The following is a 17,849-nucleotide window of genomic DNA, read 5'->3' on the forward strand; positions in this document are numbered from 1 at the left end:
TAAATTTATTCAAAATGAAAAATGTAAAAAACAGTATCCTAGGATTATGCCTAGCAGCAATGTCAACCATGTTTGGCCAAACAGAACCACAAGTAAATTTTGCAACAGCAACACCAAGTACCACGGTAAGCAAAGTAACTTATGAATACTTACTTGCAGATCACGTTTACTTACGTGAAAATCCATCTATAAAGGGAAAGGCAGTAGCATTATTACCTATTGGAACCAAAATGGTTATACAAGAAAAAAGTGAACGTGAAGATACCTTAGATGGTATTAAAAGCAACTGGTATCGCGTAAGTATTGGTAACGACTCTGGCTGGGTTTGGGGCGGTTTAATAGCTCAAAAAACCTTTGGTAGTGAAGCAAGCCACAACGTTAAATTTGCTTATGGCTTTGAAAGTGCTACCGTAAATGAAGCAGGTGAAATTGAACAAAAACATCAATTACGAGCTTTTAAAAACGGTGTTCAAATAGATAAAATTGTTTTCAACGGACATCAATCTAAGGCTTTAGAAATAAAAAATATTGGAAACAAAGGGTTGTTTAATGTTGAAGATATTATCGCTCTTGATATTCCTGCTACTGAAGGAAATCAAAATAAAGGCAAAATGTACATTTTTTGGAATAACGGAAAATTTACAAACGTAGCAAGTTTAATTGATCACAGCGATACATCTTATAGTAAAACCGAATCTTTTGTTTTTCCATCGGATATGGAAGGCGTAAAAAGTAGATTGGTTTTAGAAACCTTTATTACCGATCATAAAACGATAGCTAATAATGATAACGCCAAAGAGGATAAAAAACTAATTATTAGTGAATACAAATGGAATGGATACAAATTAGTTAAAGTTGAGGATACGCCAGAAAGCACGGGAGATTTAGTAGCTAGTGAGCATTTAAACCCTAATAATTTCTAAAAAAGTAATAATGAAACTATATTCAATATTAATCTTTTTAATTCTAATATTAGGCTGCAAGAAGCCGTTTTCGCAAACACCGGAAACGGCACTTGCTTTGCCTATAGAATTTACAGAACAGACAGAATCTATTGTTTTTATTACTGGCTTTGATGAAGGTGACAACACCTATTACACCAATGCAAAACACTATTTTGAAGCACAAGATATACAGGTTGTAGATCATTTATTTTCAATAGAAGAAATCATCAGCTTTCTTAATAAAACTGCTGGTAAAACATACGATAAAATTCACATTGTAAGCCATAGTAATCCTTGGTTAGGCATGTCTTTAAAAACAACAAGAAAAGGTGAACGTATTACAGTAGAAACCTTATCTCAATCCAAAAATAATATACCCGTTTTAAAATACGGTATTAATAATATCACGCAAATTGTTTTTCATTCCTGTGGTTTAGGAGAGAATAAAGCACTTTTACAGGCGTTAAAACAAGTTTTTACAACAGTAGAATCACCAAAAATAATTGCGTCTTCATATTTTAATGTATTTGGAGGTAAATATGCGGGACACTATTTAGCTAAACCTTATTACGGATATTACCCAACAGCCGAATCTCCAGGTCCAGCAGCACTTTCAAAAGATTTTAAAGCGAGTTATCCAGAAACTAAAATAGATTGGTTTACAGCATTAAAAACAAGAAAAGAAACAGGTTTAGGTGGCATTTATAGTTACAAGTTTAATATTCCTGTAGAATGGGAGTTTACTTTTAATAATAAATCAGAAATCCCAAAGCTTAGCGATAGAGACGCTATTATGGATTGGGTTTCCGAGTCTTCAGAAATGGCAACTATTTTATACAACCTAAATATTCCTATAGAAAAATACCGTTGGAAAAGTGAAATCCGTGGCAACAAACTTCTTATTAAAGGAAAAACAACAGTGCTTTGTGTGTTACAGCCCATTTTACAGAAAGATGATGTAACAGAATATAGAAACACAGCAATAAACGATACTAGTTTATACCAAATGCTATAAAACACAATCAAATTCACTCTTAAAAATTAGATAAAAAATGGATCTAAAAAAAATATTTAAAACCATATTAGTATGGTTACCATCAGTAATAATAACATTATTCTTTATACCCAACGCTTTAGATAAAATATTGCATTCTAGTGAAATGAACAAAATTATCACAAACAGCATTATACTTGTCATAACGGGCATTTTTCTATTAATAGCGACAGCTTTATTTTTGTACAATAAAACGATTGTAATCGGAACCATGCTATTAGCGATTTACATGACGCTCATAGTTTTTATTCACATGTACAAAGGAAAACCATACGAAGTTGCTATTTTAATGGTTATGGCTACCATATTTGCGGCATATATTAGAAGTCCGTTTACTTTTCAACCAAAACGAAATTATTAAATTGAATAAAACGAGATACTAGAAAAATTTCACCAATTCAATTAAAAATGAATAAGGGTTTAATATCTAAATGGAAGGAAGTAAACATAAAAAAAGTTTATATTTAACCGAAAATCTAGTCATCGACAAATATAAATTTTAAGCGCTTATAGCAAGTAAAATATCCTTTATAACAATATCCCTATTTGAATAAACACACAACATACGTCCTATTATTTCTGCTTTTTATAAGCCCTTTTATCGGTGCTCAAAACAGTCAATTACGATCGTATTCTATAGAAGATGGTTTACCACAATCTCAAGTATACGATATTGTTCAAGATGAAATAGGTTATTTATGGTTAGGCACACAAGGTGGCGGACTTTGTAATTTTGATGGCACCAATTTTTCTATTTGGAATGAGAATGATGGACTGCTTTCCAATTATATCCATGCTTTATACACGAGTAATGATAGCCTATATATTGGAACAAATCTCGGGTTATCTATTAAAATAAAAAACAACTTTTCAAACTTTAAATGTCCGCAAGTCAATCATTTTTATAAATTAGAAAAAGGACTTTATCTAGGAACAAAACAAGGGGTTTACAGTTATTCTAACACTGAAAAACTTAAAAAACTAAGCATACACACAGACATCGATTCTAGTATCGTAAATGCTATTGTTTTCGACGGCACATTTTATTGGATAGCAACGAACACCGGACTTTGGAAAACAAATAAGCTAGAGGGCACAACGCTTCAAATAGAAAAAATTGAAGAAAATAATTTCAAATCCCTAGCTTACAATAATCATAAAATATTTGCCGGAACCTATAGAGATGGTATTTTAATATTAGATCCAAAAGATAATGAAGCACCTATTTTATTACGAGAACCACTCGGCATTAATTCCATGGAAATTCATAATAAAAATGAATTATGGGTGGCAACAGATAACGATGGCATAACCATTATAGACACCCAAAATTACTCCGAAAAAAGAAACATAAACAAATCCAAAGGGCTTTCGGTTTCTCATATTAGAAAAACGTTTACCGATAGACAATCTAATATTTGGATTGCCACATCTGGTGGTGGTTTCTATAAATATTTCCAAAACAATTTTCAACATTTCGATGCATCGTCGGGCTTAAAAGGCAATCGTATTTATGCTGTGCATCATGCAAAAAATAGCCTTTGGATATCGAGTTCCGAAGCTGGTTTAACAGAAATAGATACGTTAGGTATTCATCATATACCTCAAATTAAAGGGTTTTCGAATATAAAAATTAAAACCATAACAAGTGACGATCATGGAAATATTTGGGCCGGATCCGATGGTAATGGGATGCTTTTAAGAACCACGAAAACAGTAGATAGTTTAGTTCCCGATTATAGCGATTCTTCAAATGTTGTCACAAAAGTATATACCAAAACAGTAATTAAAAACAAGGTTCTAAATACCGAAAACGGTTTCCCTTTCGATTGGATTCGTAAGCTTGTTAACGGACAAAGCACCATGTGGGCAGCAACTTATTCTAGTGGTATTATACAGTTTAATTACGATAATGAAAGGGATAGTTTAGTTATCAAAAAGCGATATGGTAAAAAATCTGGCATCACCGATTTATACATAAAAGACATCGCATTAGATAATCAAAACAGATTATGGTACGCCACACAAACAGGTCTTTTAGGTTATATTCAAAACGACAAAAACACGACACTCGGTGCTGTATTAAATCAGCAAACCACAATAAGAACCTTATTATTTCATCAAGATAAATTGTTTCTAGGAACAGCTGGAAAAGGTATTTGGGTTTCAGAAATTAGCGATAACACTCCAGTTTTTAAGCCTTTAAAAGGAGCTAAAAAAATGTCTTCAGAAAATATATATCAATTAATATTTGATAATCAAGGTTATTTATGGGCAGGAACAGAACGCGGTGTAGATAAAATTCAATTAAACCAAGATAGCGATATTGAAGACATCTATCATTTTGGAAGAAACGATGGTTTTCTAGGTATAGAAACTTGTTTAAATGCCGTAGATAAAGATGAAAAAGGTCACCTTTGGTTTGGTGCGCTTTATGGCTTAACCGAATATATACCAAGTGCTGCTAGCAAAAGTACTTTAAAACCCGAAATCTATTTTAAAGATGTGCAAGTTGCATATAAAAGTGTCGATTCTATAAACTTAAAAGCTTGGACCAATACAAACAAAGTCCTAAAGTTAAACCCCAACCAAACCCAATTAAGTTTTGCCTATAGAAGTGTGGATATCGATCATCCCAATCAAATAGAATATCGGTCTAAATTAAACCAAAACGAGTGGAGCCCGTGGTCTAAAGAAAACAAACAAAACTTTGCAGGTTTAGCTTATGGCGCGCATCAATTTTCTGTACAATCTAGAAATTACAGATGGGAGGAAAGCACACCCATAAAATTCAACTTTTTTATCGATAGTCCGTTATACAAAAAAGCAGCGTTCCAATGGGCTGTAATAGGCTTCGCAATCCTACTTTTATTAATTCTAGGTTGGCTATACATTAGAAGAATAAGATTAAAAAACAAAGCCGATAAAGCGCAATTACAAATAAAAAACGACCTGCTTACTCTAGAACATAAGGCGTTGCAATTGCAAATGAATCCGCATTTTATCTTCAATGTTTTGAATGGTATAAAAGCTATGGCAATCAACAAACCAGATAAAATGAATGCCACAATAAATAGTTTTGCAACCTTACTTAGAGAAACGCTAAATAACTCCAGAAAAGACCAGATTACTTTAGGGCAAGAAATTAAAACCATACGCCATTATATTACTGTAGAGCAGTTAATGGCAGCAAAACCGTTTACGTTTACAATTACTAGTAACTGCGAACTCGATCCAGAAGAAATTCTTGTTCCTCCTATGTTAATTCAGCCCTTTGTAGAGAATGCCATTCGCCACGGTATTTTAAAAGGAAACAAAGCAGGAGTGCTTCAAATTGAATTTAATACTACCGAACATTATTTGCATTGTACAGTGATCGATAATGGTATTGGTATTTTTAAATCTCAGGAAACAAAAATAAAAACAGACCACCAATCTATGGCGCTTACCGTTACAAAAGAGCGTTTAACATCCATTTCGGGCGAAAATGCACTACAGATTACCGAAATAAAAAATGATGACGGTACTATTGGCGGAACAAATATTACCTTTAAAATTCCTTTATTAACAGATTATTAGAGAACCTATGCTTACAGCCATTATTGTAGAAGACATGATTGATGCTTTACAACTTTTAAAAAGCGATTTAGAAACCAGGCATCCCGAAGTTGAAATTATAGCCACCGCACAAAGTGTTGTAGAAGCAGCAAAGGTTTTACGTAAAAAACAACCCGATATTCTATTTTTAGATATTATGTTAGGCGATGGAACTGGTTTTGATATTTTAGAGATTTTTCCAGATTTAAAATCGAAAATTATCTTTGTAACCGCCAGTGATGAGTTTGCTATTAGAGCCTTTAAATTTGCGGCTATAGATTATGTTTTAAAGCCGTACGCTTACGAGGAATTGGATTTGGCTGTAGATCGTGCTAAAAAGCAAATACAACCTAATAAGGAACGATTAACCATTTTAAAAGAAACACTTTCCGCTCCAGAACAAAAGCCAGATAAAATATCGTTACACACACTAGATAAAATTATTATTGTGAGTTTAGATGATATTATTCGTTGTGAATCTGATAGTAATAACACCATTTTTCATCTTCAAGACAAGCGAAAGGTGTTTGTAACTAAAACATTGAAGTATTTTGCAGATATGCTTAAAAGCTACAGTTTTATCAGAATTCACCAAAGTCACTTGGTTAATTTAGATTATGTGAGTGAATACATAAAATCTGATGGCGGTTATTTAATGCTGAAAAATGGCGAAAATGTACCAGTTTCTGTTCGAAAGAAAACAGAGATTATTGAGATTTTAGATACGATGCATAGGTGAATGGTTAATTTTTTTAATGATGTTTTTGCCTTTAATTTCAATCGCGGGCAGATATATTTTTTTTTGCTTGAAAATAGGTGAGGAGTGTTGGGTTTCTGCTAAATTTGATTAATTAAAGAATTTATCTTTTTTAGTTATAAAGCCTTTTTCTTTAGCATAAAAAACAATTGTTCCAAGTGATATAGAAGAAGCCTTTTCTAAATTTCTATTGTTATAACAATATTTAAGAATATTTTTACTTTCGAGTTCATTATGCTTTTCCTTATCTAACTCACATAGACTTAAAAAATATTTTTCGCCTAAATCATAACTAAAAGTACTTGCAATAGCTAAAGCAACTCTTAACCATTCATCAAAAGAATTTGTTATTGAGAATTCTTTTCTTTTTAGATATTTAATTATGAGGTTAATCATTTTCCTATGTTCAGATTTATTTAAACCTTCTGTAGCATAAGCACTTTTATTAAGAGACTTATTTAAAGTTGATTTTTTAGATTTAGTTTTTTCAACTGTTTCTTCGATTAGTTTATCTTCATAAATTTCAGAATTTGTATTTAAATATAAATCTTCATCCCAAGAAACAAAGCATAATCTTGTTACATCGCTACCACTATTGTCTAATTCAATATCATATTCTATTTTAAAATATTCTTTGAGAGAGTTAAAACTTGACTTATGATCTTTAGGGCTACTATTTATTTTCACTAAAGCCTTTAGCCCTTCGTTAGATGGAGATAACCAAACTGAATAAATGTATTTGTCATTAGTTAGTTTATTTTTAATATTATTTAAGTTAGATAAATCAATATGGTCAATATCTAAAATCATAATATTGTTGTAAACATCCAAATTCTCTAGTTTTCTACCATTTTTAAATGTTCCACAAAAAGTAACTATTGGTAATTTTATTTTTAATGTTTTATAAGAATCATAATCTTTAATGCTAGTAAAGTATCTACATTTTTCTATAATATTCTTGTATTTACCTTCTTTTATATCAATGAGTTCATCCAATAAATTTGTTTGGACTATAGATTTTGTATAGAAGTTTTGTAATCTAGAAACTTTCATATTTAATGATAATTATTAAGTTATAAATATAGTATATTTGATATTAAGGCGTAGGCAAGAGTGAAGTTTACTTCATTATATTGAACAGGTATAAGAATTTATTCTTTAGGTGTTAGTAGCATTAACTATTTTTAGTTATAATCGAAGTCACTGAAACAATTTACGAGCCTAATAATCCTGATGCTTATGGTCTCTGCTAATTTGTATATTGGCAATGTATCTCAATCAAATTGAATACTACGCTTACGCCTTATTTTAAGATGAAAAAGTTAGAAAATTATTATACTAATTCTGCGATAATTAAAATGCTCTGTAAACATAGAGCAGGAATATCTCATAAAAGACATAAGAAACATATGTCTAGAGATATTAGTCTTCATAATAGAACTAATAAAATTATTATTTCAAATAAAGATTTAGATTTTAAAACTATTCAACCTTTATTTCCTACACGTAGAAATTGGAAAAAATTAAGCCAAAAAGAAAGATTAGACCCAAATAGACTAACTAATAGTTTAGAGAAAAATCAAATGAGGCTATGGAAGTCATATAAATTAGAAAAATATCTTGTTAATTTTAAAAATAAAACGCCTGAAGATTGGTATATAAAATTATTGAAGTATTGTGATGAAATTAGAAAAAAAGTAAATGATATCTCAAAAGATAAATATATACTTAATAAACCTTCAATATTTCCTTTACCTAAATCTAATGAAAAAGGTAACTATATTTATAGACCAATTGCGAAATACACTTTAGAAGATAAAATAATTACTTCTTTATTCTCTAAATACCTTACAATCAATTTTGATAGTGTTTTTTTAGATTGTTCATATGCTTTTAGAGCTAGAAAAAATGGTGCTGTACCAAATCACCACGATTCAATTATTGAAATTTTAAAGTATCGAAAAAAGAATAAAAAAATTTGGGTCTCAGAATGTGATATACAAAAGTTTTTTGATACAGTTCAACATACACATCTGATTAAAATTTTTAATGAAACTATAAATGAATTATCTTTAAAAGGAATAAAAATATCTTCTAATGCAATTAAGTTGTTTTCATTGTTTTTAGATTCCTATTCTTTTAATAATGATGTGCTTACTAAAAATAATACTTCAAAATATTTTAAAAAGAGTGGAGTGCCCGTTGGTCAATTTGGCTGGGTCGAAAAAGAACTAGTAGCTAATTATTCAAAAGATTATATTAAAGATTATAAAATAGGTGTACCACAAGGAAATGCTGTTTCTTGCTTTATTGCAAACTTGATACTGAATAATATTGATAAAGCTGTAAAAGAAGTTGATAAAGACATTTTATATGTAAGGTATTGTGATGATATGGTCTTAGCACATAAAGATGTTAATATTTGTAAAAAAGCTTTAGAGGTTTATAAAGAAGGAATTAAAGAGAATTATCTACTTTATCACGAACCAAAAAGTTTTAAAAACTATAAAAATTCTGCAAATGACTTTTGGAAAGTTAAATCAAAAGAGCCATATTTTTTTGGAAATAAATATGTAGATGAGAAAAATATTCCTTGGCTTTCTTTTGTAGGTTATCAAATAAATTATAAAGGAGAATTAAAAGTTAGAAAAAGTTCTATAAAAAAAGAAATTAGTAAACAAATTGAAGAAACACAAAAGATTTTAGTTTCTTTAGGTCTAGATAAAGACAGGAAATTACCTGATATTAATAAATATTCAAGAAAAACAGTTAATCAAATTGTTTTTAGCTTACAACAACGTTTAATATCAATGTCAGTTGGAAGGGTTACTATATATAATTATAATAAAAACCTAGAACAAGGACTTTGTTGGACTAATGGCTTTCATTTACTGAATGAAAATAAAATTGTTTTAAAGCAATTAAAAGAATTAGATAAAAGAAGAGAACAGCAGATTCTATACTTGAAAAGAATTATTTCACATTTAGATATAGAAACAAATGATGTAGATGATTTACCTAAATATATGGAAGAATTATATTTTGGAGTTCCTTATAGCTATTTCAACCATATTAAGTAAATAAATATATGTTTTATCAGGTGCTAATTACTACCATAACTGAGATAATATTAAGAACCTCGATCGCTCAATTTGAAGAGTAATATATTATAGTGTAAAGTACATGGAATGATTATAAATTAAATATTTTCTCATTTAAGAGTTTGGATAAATTAATATAATTTACACATTTGCAAATGAAACCAAAATCTTAATTATATCATGAAAAAGTTCCTACTTATAATGTTTCTTACCTCTTTATCTTTTAGCTGTATAGATAAAGAAACTCAAAGAAAAAACGATGAAGCGGCACAAATTCAATTCGAGATTGAGTCTGAACAAAAATTTCCAAGTTCAAATATTGATGCCAAAGGCTCTTATAGAAAAAGAATTTTACATTCTGGTTATGAAATTAATTTTGAGATTATTAACAAAGCTAAATTTACAACTTATAAAGATCTTGTAATACAGCTTTCTTATTATTCAAAAACTAAAACATTACTTCATACAGAGAATATGAAAATTTACGAAATATTAAAACCTAACCAAGTTTTAAAAATAGAAAAAAACACAAAAGGCGGTAATATCGAAAATACTAAAACTTTAGGTTGGAGATGCATTAGCGCTTTAATAGTAGAGTAATTTATATAAAAAAAGTAACTCAAATAAAAAAGGTACTCAATCTGAGTACTTTTTTTTATGCTAATATTACTTACGTCAGAAATTATATTATTATTCAATACTTTCACATCCAAACACCAATCCCCAACCAAGTAATGTTCCATCACTTTCTACGACCAAAGGCTGCATCAATCGTATAGTTTGTACTTTTGTAAATACAAATTATTTCAGCAATTATAGAAAGCTACATGCAACAACAACATCATAAACTCAATATATTTAAGAGCGTAAATTTCAATAAAGGGATTTACGTTTCTTTGTTTCAATTAATACTTCTAGTTTCCGTTTTTACTCAGGTTACAGCAGGCGCACAGATAAAAGACAACCGTTTACCCATTATTATTGATGCCGATACCGCTAATGAAGTAGACGATCTTTATGCTATAGTGAGAGCCATTAAAGAACCAAGTTTTAATATTTTGGGGATTACTTCGGCACAGTTTCATACATCGCCATTGGCAACCGAAAACACCGTACAAGAAAGCCAAGATATTAACGAAAAGATACTGAACTTAATGGGGGATTACAGCATTCCGCTACCACTAGGAAGCAATGTACCGATAACCAATAATACAGAACCAGCGAGTTCTCCGGCATCAAACTTCATTGTTAAAATGGCGCATAAATTGCCCGCTGGCGAAAAGCTAAACGTGGTTGTTTTAGGATCGAGCACCAATGTGGCGAGTGCTATTTTAGAAGATCCATCGATTATAGAAAAACTAAAAGTGCATTATCTTGGTTTTTGGCATACCGTGGAAACCAACACTTATAACAAAAAGGAATTCAATACAGGCAACGACCCAAAAGCGGTGGATATTCTACTAAATACCAAAGGTCTAGATTTGAGTATCATGACGGCAACAACCAGCCAACACTTGGTGTTTACTAAAGCAGAAGTAGATGCGCAATTAAAAAACAAAGGTGGCATTGCCGATTATTTAATAAACCGTTGGGACACCTACGAGCGTTGGTGGACCAAAGACGATCCGGAAAAGAAAAGCTGGATTATGTGGGATGTTGCTATTATTGAAGCGCTCGCACATCCAGAATTATCGAAAATTGAGACCTTTTTAACACCTCCAGAAAACACACCTCGCTTAATAAACATCCATACCAAAATAGATATAGACCTTATGAAAACGGATTTCTGGCAAAGCTTAAATAAAAAATAACCTATGTATTTAGATATTAATAGTTCCATTTTAGATTTTGAGACGTCTTTAAATACCATGGGGTTTTTAGACCTAAAACAAGAACGTATTCTTTCTATAGAAAAGCCTGGTGAGGGCAACATGAATGTGGTGCTTAGAATCCGTACCAATACGCGGTCTTTTATTGTAAAACAATCGCGTCCGTTTGTTCAAAAATATCAAGATATTACGGCACCTATTGAGCGTATCGATGTGGAGTTTCAGTTTTACAAAGCGATTACCAATAAGGCTATTGCGCCACATATTCCTAAAATACTAGCTTATAATGCGGATAATTATTTGCTTATTCTGGAAGATTTAGGCGATTGCCAAGATATGTCGTATCTCTATGAAGATAGAACAATGCCCAGCTCGCAACTGCATGAACTTATAGATATTGCCGCGGAAATTCATAAATCTAAACCAACGGCATATCCTCAAAATATGGACTTGCGTTTGCTTAACCATCAACACATATTTGTTTTGCCTTTTTTAAAGGATAGCGATTTTCATTTAGATACCATTCAAAACGGACTTCAGGAATTGGCTTTAATTTACAGAAATGATGCCGCTTTAAAAATAGAGATTGCAAAGGTTGGCGAGCAATATTTATCTAAAGGTGATACGCTTTTGCACGGCGATTATTATCCTGGAAGTTGGATGACGAAGGCAAACCATACCTATGTGATTGATCCGGAATTTAGTTTTATGGGTTTTGCCGAATTTGATATTGGCGTTATGGCAGCACATACTATTATGATCACCATGAACATCGATTGTTTAGAAAGCATAAAAAATAGATACCCAAAAACCTTGAACGCCAATTTGCTTGCCAAAGTTGCCGGAATAGAAATTATGCGTAGATTAATTGGTTTGGCACAATTGCCTTTAAAAAGATCGATTGAAGAAAAAAAGTCACTTTTAGAAATGGCACGAACGCTTATTTTGAATTAGAGATATCTAGATTTAATTTTTTCAGTAAAAACATCGAATTTCGTCGTTCGCTGAGAATCGCGTATTTGAAAAAACTTTAGTCCTTGTACAGAATATTCAATTTATGCGAAACATGAAAAATAGCTGTTTTTAGTTCCTAAAAGAGAAAAAAATTCGAATTTGGTATCTCGCGGAAATAAACTTACTATTTTCATACATTTGTAATATGACACATGATTTACCTAAAATAGAATTTAAATCAGCTTTTGAATTAGATATTGAAGTCATGACCTTTGCCGAAACTTTTGAAAAGTTAGGTTTATCTACAAGTCATGATCCGTTTTCATCACATAGAATTTTATTTCATCTTATCATCATTGTTACCAAAAACACTTATGAGCATGTTGTCGATTTTAAATCTTACACCTTAGTTGAGGGAAGTTCTATCTTTATTTCTAAAAATCAAATCCATCATTTTAATAAAGAACTGATAAACGCGGAAGGCTATTGTATTATTTTTAATAGTTCGTTTGTAGATAAATCACATTATTTATTAAGCACTTTAAATTTAAATCGGTTATTTAATTACCATATTGAAACACCCGTAATTCACCAAAGTAAAACCGATCATGATAACCTGATTAGTACAGCACATAATTTGCGTAATGAGTATATGTTCTCTAATGGTTTTGGCAAGTCGCAAATATTAAGTAACCTGCTTAATGTTTTACTACTTAAGGCAGAACGGACCAAAGAAAACCAATCTGTTAAAGACATTAATATGCATTGGTTAGAGAAATTTACCGCATTTAAAGATATACTTGAAGATGAGTTTGCAAATACTAGAAGTTCAAGATATTATGCTTCAAAATTATTTATTTCTTATAAGTTTCTAAACGATATTGTTAAGACGCTTACTGGCAAGACTGTAAAAGCGTTTATAGACGATTTTGTAATTATTGAAATTAAGCGCTACCTAGTTACAACCTCACTTTCTATTAAAGAAATAAGTTATAAAACCGGCTTTGAAGAACCTGCAAATATGGGTAAGTTTTTTAGAAAAAACACAGGCTTTACACCACTTAAATTTCGGAATAAAACATAAATACAAGGTTACACTTTTACCTTTTTTATCATCATTTTGATTAGCTTAATACTGCGGCGCTAATGCATCTTTGCAGTATAATTATTAATCTAAAAATAAAATGATGAAATCTTTCAAATTAAAATTTATGGCCATTATTGTTTTGGCTATCACTATTGTCTCTTGTAATAATGATGACGATTCTAATGCTCAAAAAACAGTTGATTTTGGAACTGCACCGTCAAGCTCCATGATAACTTTGGGCACTGTAGATGTTATTACAGAAAACACAGTAAGATACCACACGCTTAATTTTGATACCGCTCCATACACAGTAACTATTGTAGAAACAGAAAATACTGTTGTTTTAGTAGATTTAGGACCTGCACCAGTTTTTGCAGACGAACTAAAAGCTTATGTAGATGCTATTAATAAACCTGGTGCTGTAATAATTACTCACAACCACGGCGATCATTATGGTGGTGCTGGAAATTTTGCAGATTTAGATTTTTATGCTGAAAGTACTGTGGCTACACAATTAAACAGTACAGCAGACTTTACAAGCTTGCATCCTAATGCGGTTATTGGGGTGAGCGATTTTCAAGAAATAGGCGATTTAACTTATGTTTTTGATAAAGTATCTAACGCAGAAACTGGAGAAAACGGTTATGTTTATAATGCTGCGCATAAAGTTCTTTTTGCTGGAGACCTTATTTACAATCTATCGCATCCATATTTAAGAGAATACACGCCAAATAGTGGTGATGATGAAATTGATAACTGGATTGCTGGTTTAAATGTATTGAAAGCCAACTTTGCAGATTACAACCATATTTTTGTTGGTCATAATGGTTCTCGTGCTGATGTTGAAACGTCTATCGACGAAAACATCGACTATTTACAAAATGCACAAGGCCTTATAAAAGGTACACAAACTACTACTGGTGGTGGCACAGCGACAACAAACCAAGAGGTAATTGACGAGCTGGAAGTATTGTACCCTAACTATTTAGATGGTGGTCTTTATTTATCGTTACCTGATGCGTTCTTCCCTGGAGATACAGGAGCAGATTGGTTTTAATACCAAACACCAAATTTATTACCCCTACATTAAATTTAAAACACATTAATTATGAATATTAAATTAATAGCATTTGCAATAATAGGTTTACTAGTTAGTAGTTGTAGTAATACAAAATCTGTTTTAGAAGTAACAACCTTTAAAACAAAATCACTAAACAACATATCTGTTTTTAATAAGCTTGATGCTGAAGTTGAGACTAATTTTACAGCAAAACAACCAGGTTTTATTAAGCGCCAAAGTGGAATAAATGAAAATGGAGAATATGTGGTTTTGGTATATTGGGAATCTCTTGAAAACGCTAAAGCGTCTATGGAAAAATTTATGACTGATCCCTCTGTAGCCAAATATGCTTCTATGATTGATGGAGTTTCCATGAAAATGTCGCGCTATCATATTGAAGATGATTTTAATGCGGCTCACAGTAATTTTGTTTAAGTAATGTCTTTTAAAACTAAAGCAGATATCGACATGAAGGCCTTCGATAAAACCAATAAAAACGTAGAAAACGTATTCACATCTAAACAAGATGGATTTTTACAACGTGTTACTGGTGTAAATGAAAATGGCGAACAAATTGTTGTAGTGTATTGGGATAATAAAAGCCATTCTGATGCCGCTTTACAACCTTTTATGAACAACAAAATTTCTAAGGAATTTATGGGCATGATGGATCAATCTTCAATATGGATGGGTCGCTATCAAAAAATTAAACCAGAGCTTGAATATTAAAGAGCATCTGAAAGTAGCATGAAGGGATATCAACTTGGCTTTGGTATTCCTTCTTTTTAAAAGAAAAATTATGATAAGTTCACAACAAAATCAAATAAACACCACCATAAACGGGCTCTTTGAAGATTCTAAATTCGATGTGGTAAACATTATGAAAGGTGTGGCAAAAAGCGTTTTTAGACCCATGCAACCTTTGGATTTTAAAGATGCCTATTTGTCTATTACAAAAACACAAGGTGAAGGCTTGATAAACTTAATTGAAGATAATAACCTTAAAAACATTGTTGAGTTTGGAACATCCTTCGGGATTTCTACTCTGTATTTAGCGCAAGGTGTACTTGAAACAGGCGGCCGCGTTATCACTACAGAGTTACTCGAATCGAAAGCTAAAAAAGCCATTAGTAATTTTAAAAGCGCAGGTGTACACAACCTTATTGATGTTAGAATTGGAGACGCCATGGAAACCTTAAAAAACCATGACGAACCTATTGATCTATTATTGCTAGATGGTTGGAAAGACTTGTATTTACCACTTTTCCAGATGCTGGAACCTAATTTCCATAACGGTACATTTATCTATGTCGATAATGCAGAAATGGCCGAGTCTAAAGCCTTTTTAGAAGTGATTAGTCAAAATAAAGCGTATAAATTGCAGTCTCTATTTGGAGAAAAAGTAGTATTAATAACAGTTAAAAAATAAATATATTATGAGTCAAGTATCAAATTGCCCAACATGTGGAGGCAAATCAAAAATAAAAGAAACAAATGGTGTTACCACTTATCAAGCACTTCAAGATGAAGACGTTTTGAAAAAAGTAGGACAATTAAAAAAAGCTATGAAAACATTTAAAGCTAAAGCAGAAAAACTTGAAAAAGACCTAGAAACTTTAAAGAACAGTCAAAAATAAGAAGCTTACAAAATAGAGTAAGATGTAAGTTTTCTGAACTTTATAACGTTTCAGATAAATAAAGGTAGTTGGCTTTTAGATTGGTTAGCCGTTTTTAAATTCTTAAATTTGGGTAAAACCCTTAAAAACATGCTAACACTATTTAATACATTCATTTTACAATTACCCATGGGAACACCAAACCCCGACGATAACCAACCATTAGATTTATCTGATCCGTTTGAGTTGATTGTGTTTATTGTTTTACCCGTTTTAGCGGTTTTCTTTTATATACTTTGGAGAAAGAAACGAAAGGATAAAAACTAGTTTAATAAATAAAATAGCGGTTTATTATTTAAGGATAGGTTGTAAAACCTCCCACACATTCTTAGCCAATATTTTATGACCTGCTTTTGTAGGATGAATGCCGTCCGATTGATTTAAATCTGGAATACCGCCAACATCTTCTAATAGAAAAGGCACTAAATGTAAGTTGTTTTCTTTAGCTAAATCGGGAAACATGTTTTTAAACGCTGTAGTGTAATCTTGTCCCATATTAGGCGGAATTTGCATACCAGCTAAAACAATAATAGTCTCTGGATATTTGGTCTTTACTGCATCTATAATAGTTTGTAAGTTGGCTTTAGATTGGTCTAAAGGCACACCACGTAAACCATCATTAGCACCCAATTCTAGAATAAAAATGCTAGGTTCTTCATTTAAAACCCAGTCAATTCTATTTTTTCCGCCAGAAGTGGTTTCACCGCTAACACCCGAGTTTACAATGCTATACTCTAAACCCAAAGCATCTATTTTATTTTGAATAATACCTGGGAATGCATCATCAACATCTTCCAAACCATAACCAGCTGTTAAGCTATCTCCGAAAAATACTATTTTTTTAGAGCTTGTGCTTTTGGTGGTTTCAACTTCAGTTTCTGGCGCAGTTTCAGCTGAATCCATAGTATTTTTAGAAGCATCTTGTTTACAAGACAATAAGAATAGTAGTACGTAAAAACAACAAAATTTTAAGAAAACCTTTTGAGTTCTATTGTTGATATTTATTATCAATTGTCTATTTTTCAACATCGGGATTTTTTAGTAAAAACATTAAATAAGCGTCATGTCAAATATATTAAAGATTAATGATTTAGAGAAAACTTATACCAGTGGTTCTAAAAAATTAACAGTAATTAGCAATATCACTTTTGAAGTAGAACAGGGGAGTGTTTTCTCTATTGTAGGACCTTCAGGAAGTGGAAAAACCACGCTTTTAGGTTTGTGTGCAGGTTTAGATTATCCAACCTCAGGAAGCATAGAATTATGCGGTACGGCTTTGCATGATTTAAATGAAGATGAACGCGCCGCTTTACGAAATAAAGAAGTTGGTTTTATTTTTCAGAATTTTCAATTACTACCCACTTTAACGGCATTAGAAAATGTGATTGTTCCTTTGGAATTGCAAGGCGAAAAAAACGCTTCTAAATTTGGTATTGCTTTATTAGAAAAAGTAGGTTTGGGAGATCGTTTACATCATTATCCATCGCAATTATCGGGTGGAGAACAACAGCGTGTTGCTCTGGCGCGTGCTTTCTCTAACAAACCGTCTATTTTATTTGCCGATGAACCTACAGGGAATTTAGATGAAGAAACTGGTGAAAAGGTGATTCAATTACTCTTTGAACTTAATAAAGAAGCCGGAACGACTTTGGTGATTATTACCCACGATTTAGATTTAGCAAACCGCACCCAACAAATTTTAAGATTGAAAGGCGGTAAGATTATTTCAAACGAAAAAACAAGCGCAATTTAATGAGTAAGATCTATTCAAAACCGAATTTTCAATGGCT

The 17,849-nt window shown here is 31.5% G+C and carries 19 protein-coding genes; 17 read left to right on the forward strand and 2 right to left on the reverse strand.

Annotated features, from left to right (window positions below):
- Positions 1-14 precede the first annotated feature (14 nt).
- From BM246_RS03855 to BM246_RS03875, 5 genes are all read left to right on the forward strand, one after another.
- Positions 15-923 carry an SH3 domain-containing protein gene (locus tag BM246_RS03855; protein ID WP_074935879.1) on the forward strand — a complete coding sequence of 303 codons (909 nt, stop codon included), beginning with the start codon at positions 15-17 and terminating at the stop codon, positions 921-923.
- Between the two features lie 10 nt (positions 924-933).
- Complete coding sequence (locus BM246_RS03860) at positions 934-1,959, forward strand: hypothetical protein (protein WP_074935880.1); 1,026 nt, start codon at positions 934-936, stop codon at positions 1,957-1,959.
- Positions 1,960-1,996: 37 nt separating this feature from the next.
- Complete coding sequence (locus tag BM246_RS03865) at positions 1,997-2,359, forward strand: hypothetical protein (RefSeq protein WP_074935881.1); 363 nt, start codon at positions 1,997-1,999, stop codon at positions 2,357-2,359.
- 185 nt (positions 2,360-2,544) lie between these two features.
- Positions 2,545-5,577: a ligand-binding sensor domain-containing protein gene (locus BM246_RS03870; protein ID WP_074935882.1), complete on the forward strand. Its 3,033-nt coding sequence runs from the start codon at positions 2,545-2,547 to the stop codon at positions 5,575-5,577.
- A gap of 7 nt (positions 5,578-5,584) precedes the next feature.
- Positions 5,585-6,334, forward strand: a complete 750-nt coding sequence (locus tag BM246_RS03875; protein WP_074935884.1) for a LytR/AlgR family response regulator transcription factor — start codon at positions 5,585-5,587, stop codon at positions 6,332-6,334.
- A gap of 108 nt (positions 6,335-6,442) precedes the next feature.
- Here the strand turns inward: BM246_RS03875 and BM246_RS03880 are convergent, their stop codons facing one another.
- Positions 6,443-7,405, reverse strand: a complete 963-nt coding sequence (locus BM246_RS03880) for a BT4734/BF3469 family protein (protein ID WP_074935886.1) — start codon at positions 7,403-7,405, stop codon at positions 6,443-6,445.
- Between the two features lie 260 nt (positions 7,406-7,665).
- On the opposite strand from BM246_RS03880, the gene BM246_RS03885 reads away from it, so the two are divergent.
- The 11 genes from BM246_RS03885 to BM246_RS03935 all read left to right on the forward strand — a co-directional run bounded on the left by BM246_RS03885 (position 7,666) and on the right by BM246_RS03935 (position 16,326).
- Positions 7,666-9,432, forward strand: a complete 1,767-nt coding sequence (locus BM246_RS03885) for a reverse transcriptase domain-containing protein (protein WP_074935888.1) — start codon at positions 7,666-7,668, stop codon at positions 9,430-9,432.
- A 201-nt stretch (positions 9,433-9,633) separates the two neighbouring features.
- Complete coding sequence (locus BM246_RS03890) at positions 9,634-10,053, forward strand: hypothetical protein (protein WP_074935889.1); 420 nt, start codon at positions 9,634-9,636, stop codon at positions 10,051-10,053.
- A gap of 227 nt (positions 10,054-10,280) precedes the next feature.
- Entirely contained in the window at positions 10,281-11,264 is a 984-nt protein-coding gene (locus tag BM246_RS03895; protein ID WP_042503646.1) for a nucleoside hydrolase, read from the forward strand.
- Positions 11,265-11,267: 3 nt separating this feature from the next.
- Positions 11,268-12,236: a phosphotransferase gene (locus BM246_RS03900; RefSeq protein WP_074935891.1), complete on the forward strand. Its 969-nt coding sequence runs from the start codon at positions 11,268-11,270 to the stop codon at positions 12,234-12,236.
- 205 nt (positions 12,237-12,441) lie between these two features.
- Positions 12,442-13,320 (forward strand): AraC family transcriptional regulator, encoded by an 879-nt coding sequence (locus BM246_RS03905; protein ID WP_042503648.1) that lies wholly within the window; start codon positions 12,442-12,444, stop codon positions 13,318-13,320.
- Positions 13,321-13,420: 100 nt separating this feature from the next.
- Positions 13,421-14,380 carry an MBL fold metallo-hydrolase gene (locus BM246_RS03910; RefSeq protein WP_083415709.1) on the forward strand — a complete coding sequence of 320 codons (960 nt, stop codon included), beginning with the start codon at positions 13,421-13,423 and terminating at the stop codon, positions 14,378-14,380.
- A 51-nt stretch (positions 14,381-14,431) separates the two neighbouring features.
- On the forward strand, positions 14,432-14,818 hold the full coding sequence (locus BM246_RS03915) for an antibiotic biosynthesis monooxygenase family protein (protein WP_074935894.1): 387 nt from the start codon (positions 14,432-14,434) through the stop codon (positions 14,816-14,818).
- A gap of 3 nt (positions 14,819-14,821) precedes the next feature.
- On the forward strand, positions 14,822-15,112 hold the full coding sequence (locus BM246_RS03920; RefSeq protein WP_074935896.1) for a hypothetical protein: 291 nt from the start codon (positions 14,822-14,824) through the stop codon (positions 15,110-15,112).
- 70 nt (positions 15,113-15,182) lie between these two features.
- A complete protein-coding gene (locus BM246_RS03925) occupies positions 15,183-15,812 on the forward strand; it encodes an O-methyltransferase (RefSeq protein WP_042495105.1) in 630 nt (209 codons plus the stop codon).
- Between the two features lie 7 nt (positions 15,813-15,819).
- Entirely contained in the window at positions 15,820-16,020 is a 201-nt protein-coding gene (locus BM246_RS03930; protein WP_074935898.1) for a hypothetical protein, read from the forward strand.
- Positions 16,021-16,149: 129 nt separating this feature from the next.
- The gene (locus BM246_RS03935) at positions 16,150-16,326 is read left to right on the forward strand and encodes a hypothetical protein (RefSeq protein ID WP_042495407.1); all 177 of its coding nucleotides are present in this window, start codon (positions 16,150-16,152) and stop codon (positions 16,324-16,326) included.
- A gap of 24 nt (positions 16,327-16,350) precedes the next feature.
- On the opposite strand, the gene BM246_RS03940 is transcribed toward BM246_RS03935, so the two are convergent.
- On the reverse strand, positions 16,351-16,962 hold the full coding sequence (locus BM246_RS03940) for an arylesterase (protein ID WP_231961816.1): 612 nt from the start codon (positions 16,960-16,962) through the stop codon (positions 16,351-16,353).
- Positions 16,963-17,122: 160 nt separating this feature from the next.
- Here BM246_RS03940 and BM246_RS03945 point away from each other — a divergent pair, with 160 nt between their 5' ends.
- Positions 17,123-17,812: an ABC transporter ATP-binding protein gene (locus BM246_RS03945; protein ID WP_074935902.1), complete on the forward strand. Its 690-nt coding sequence runs from the start codon at positions 17,123-17,125 to the stop codon at positions 17,810-17,812.
- Positions 17,813-17,849 lie beyond the last annotated feature (37 nt).

The sequence above is a fragment of the Algibacter lectus genome (genome assembly GCF_900112395.1).
Lineage (GTDB): Bacteria > Bacteroidota > Bacteroidia > Flavobacteriales > Flavobacteriaceae > Algibacter > Algibacter lectus.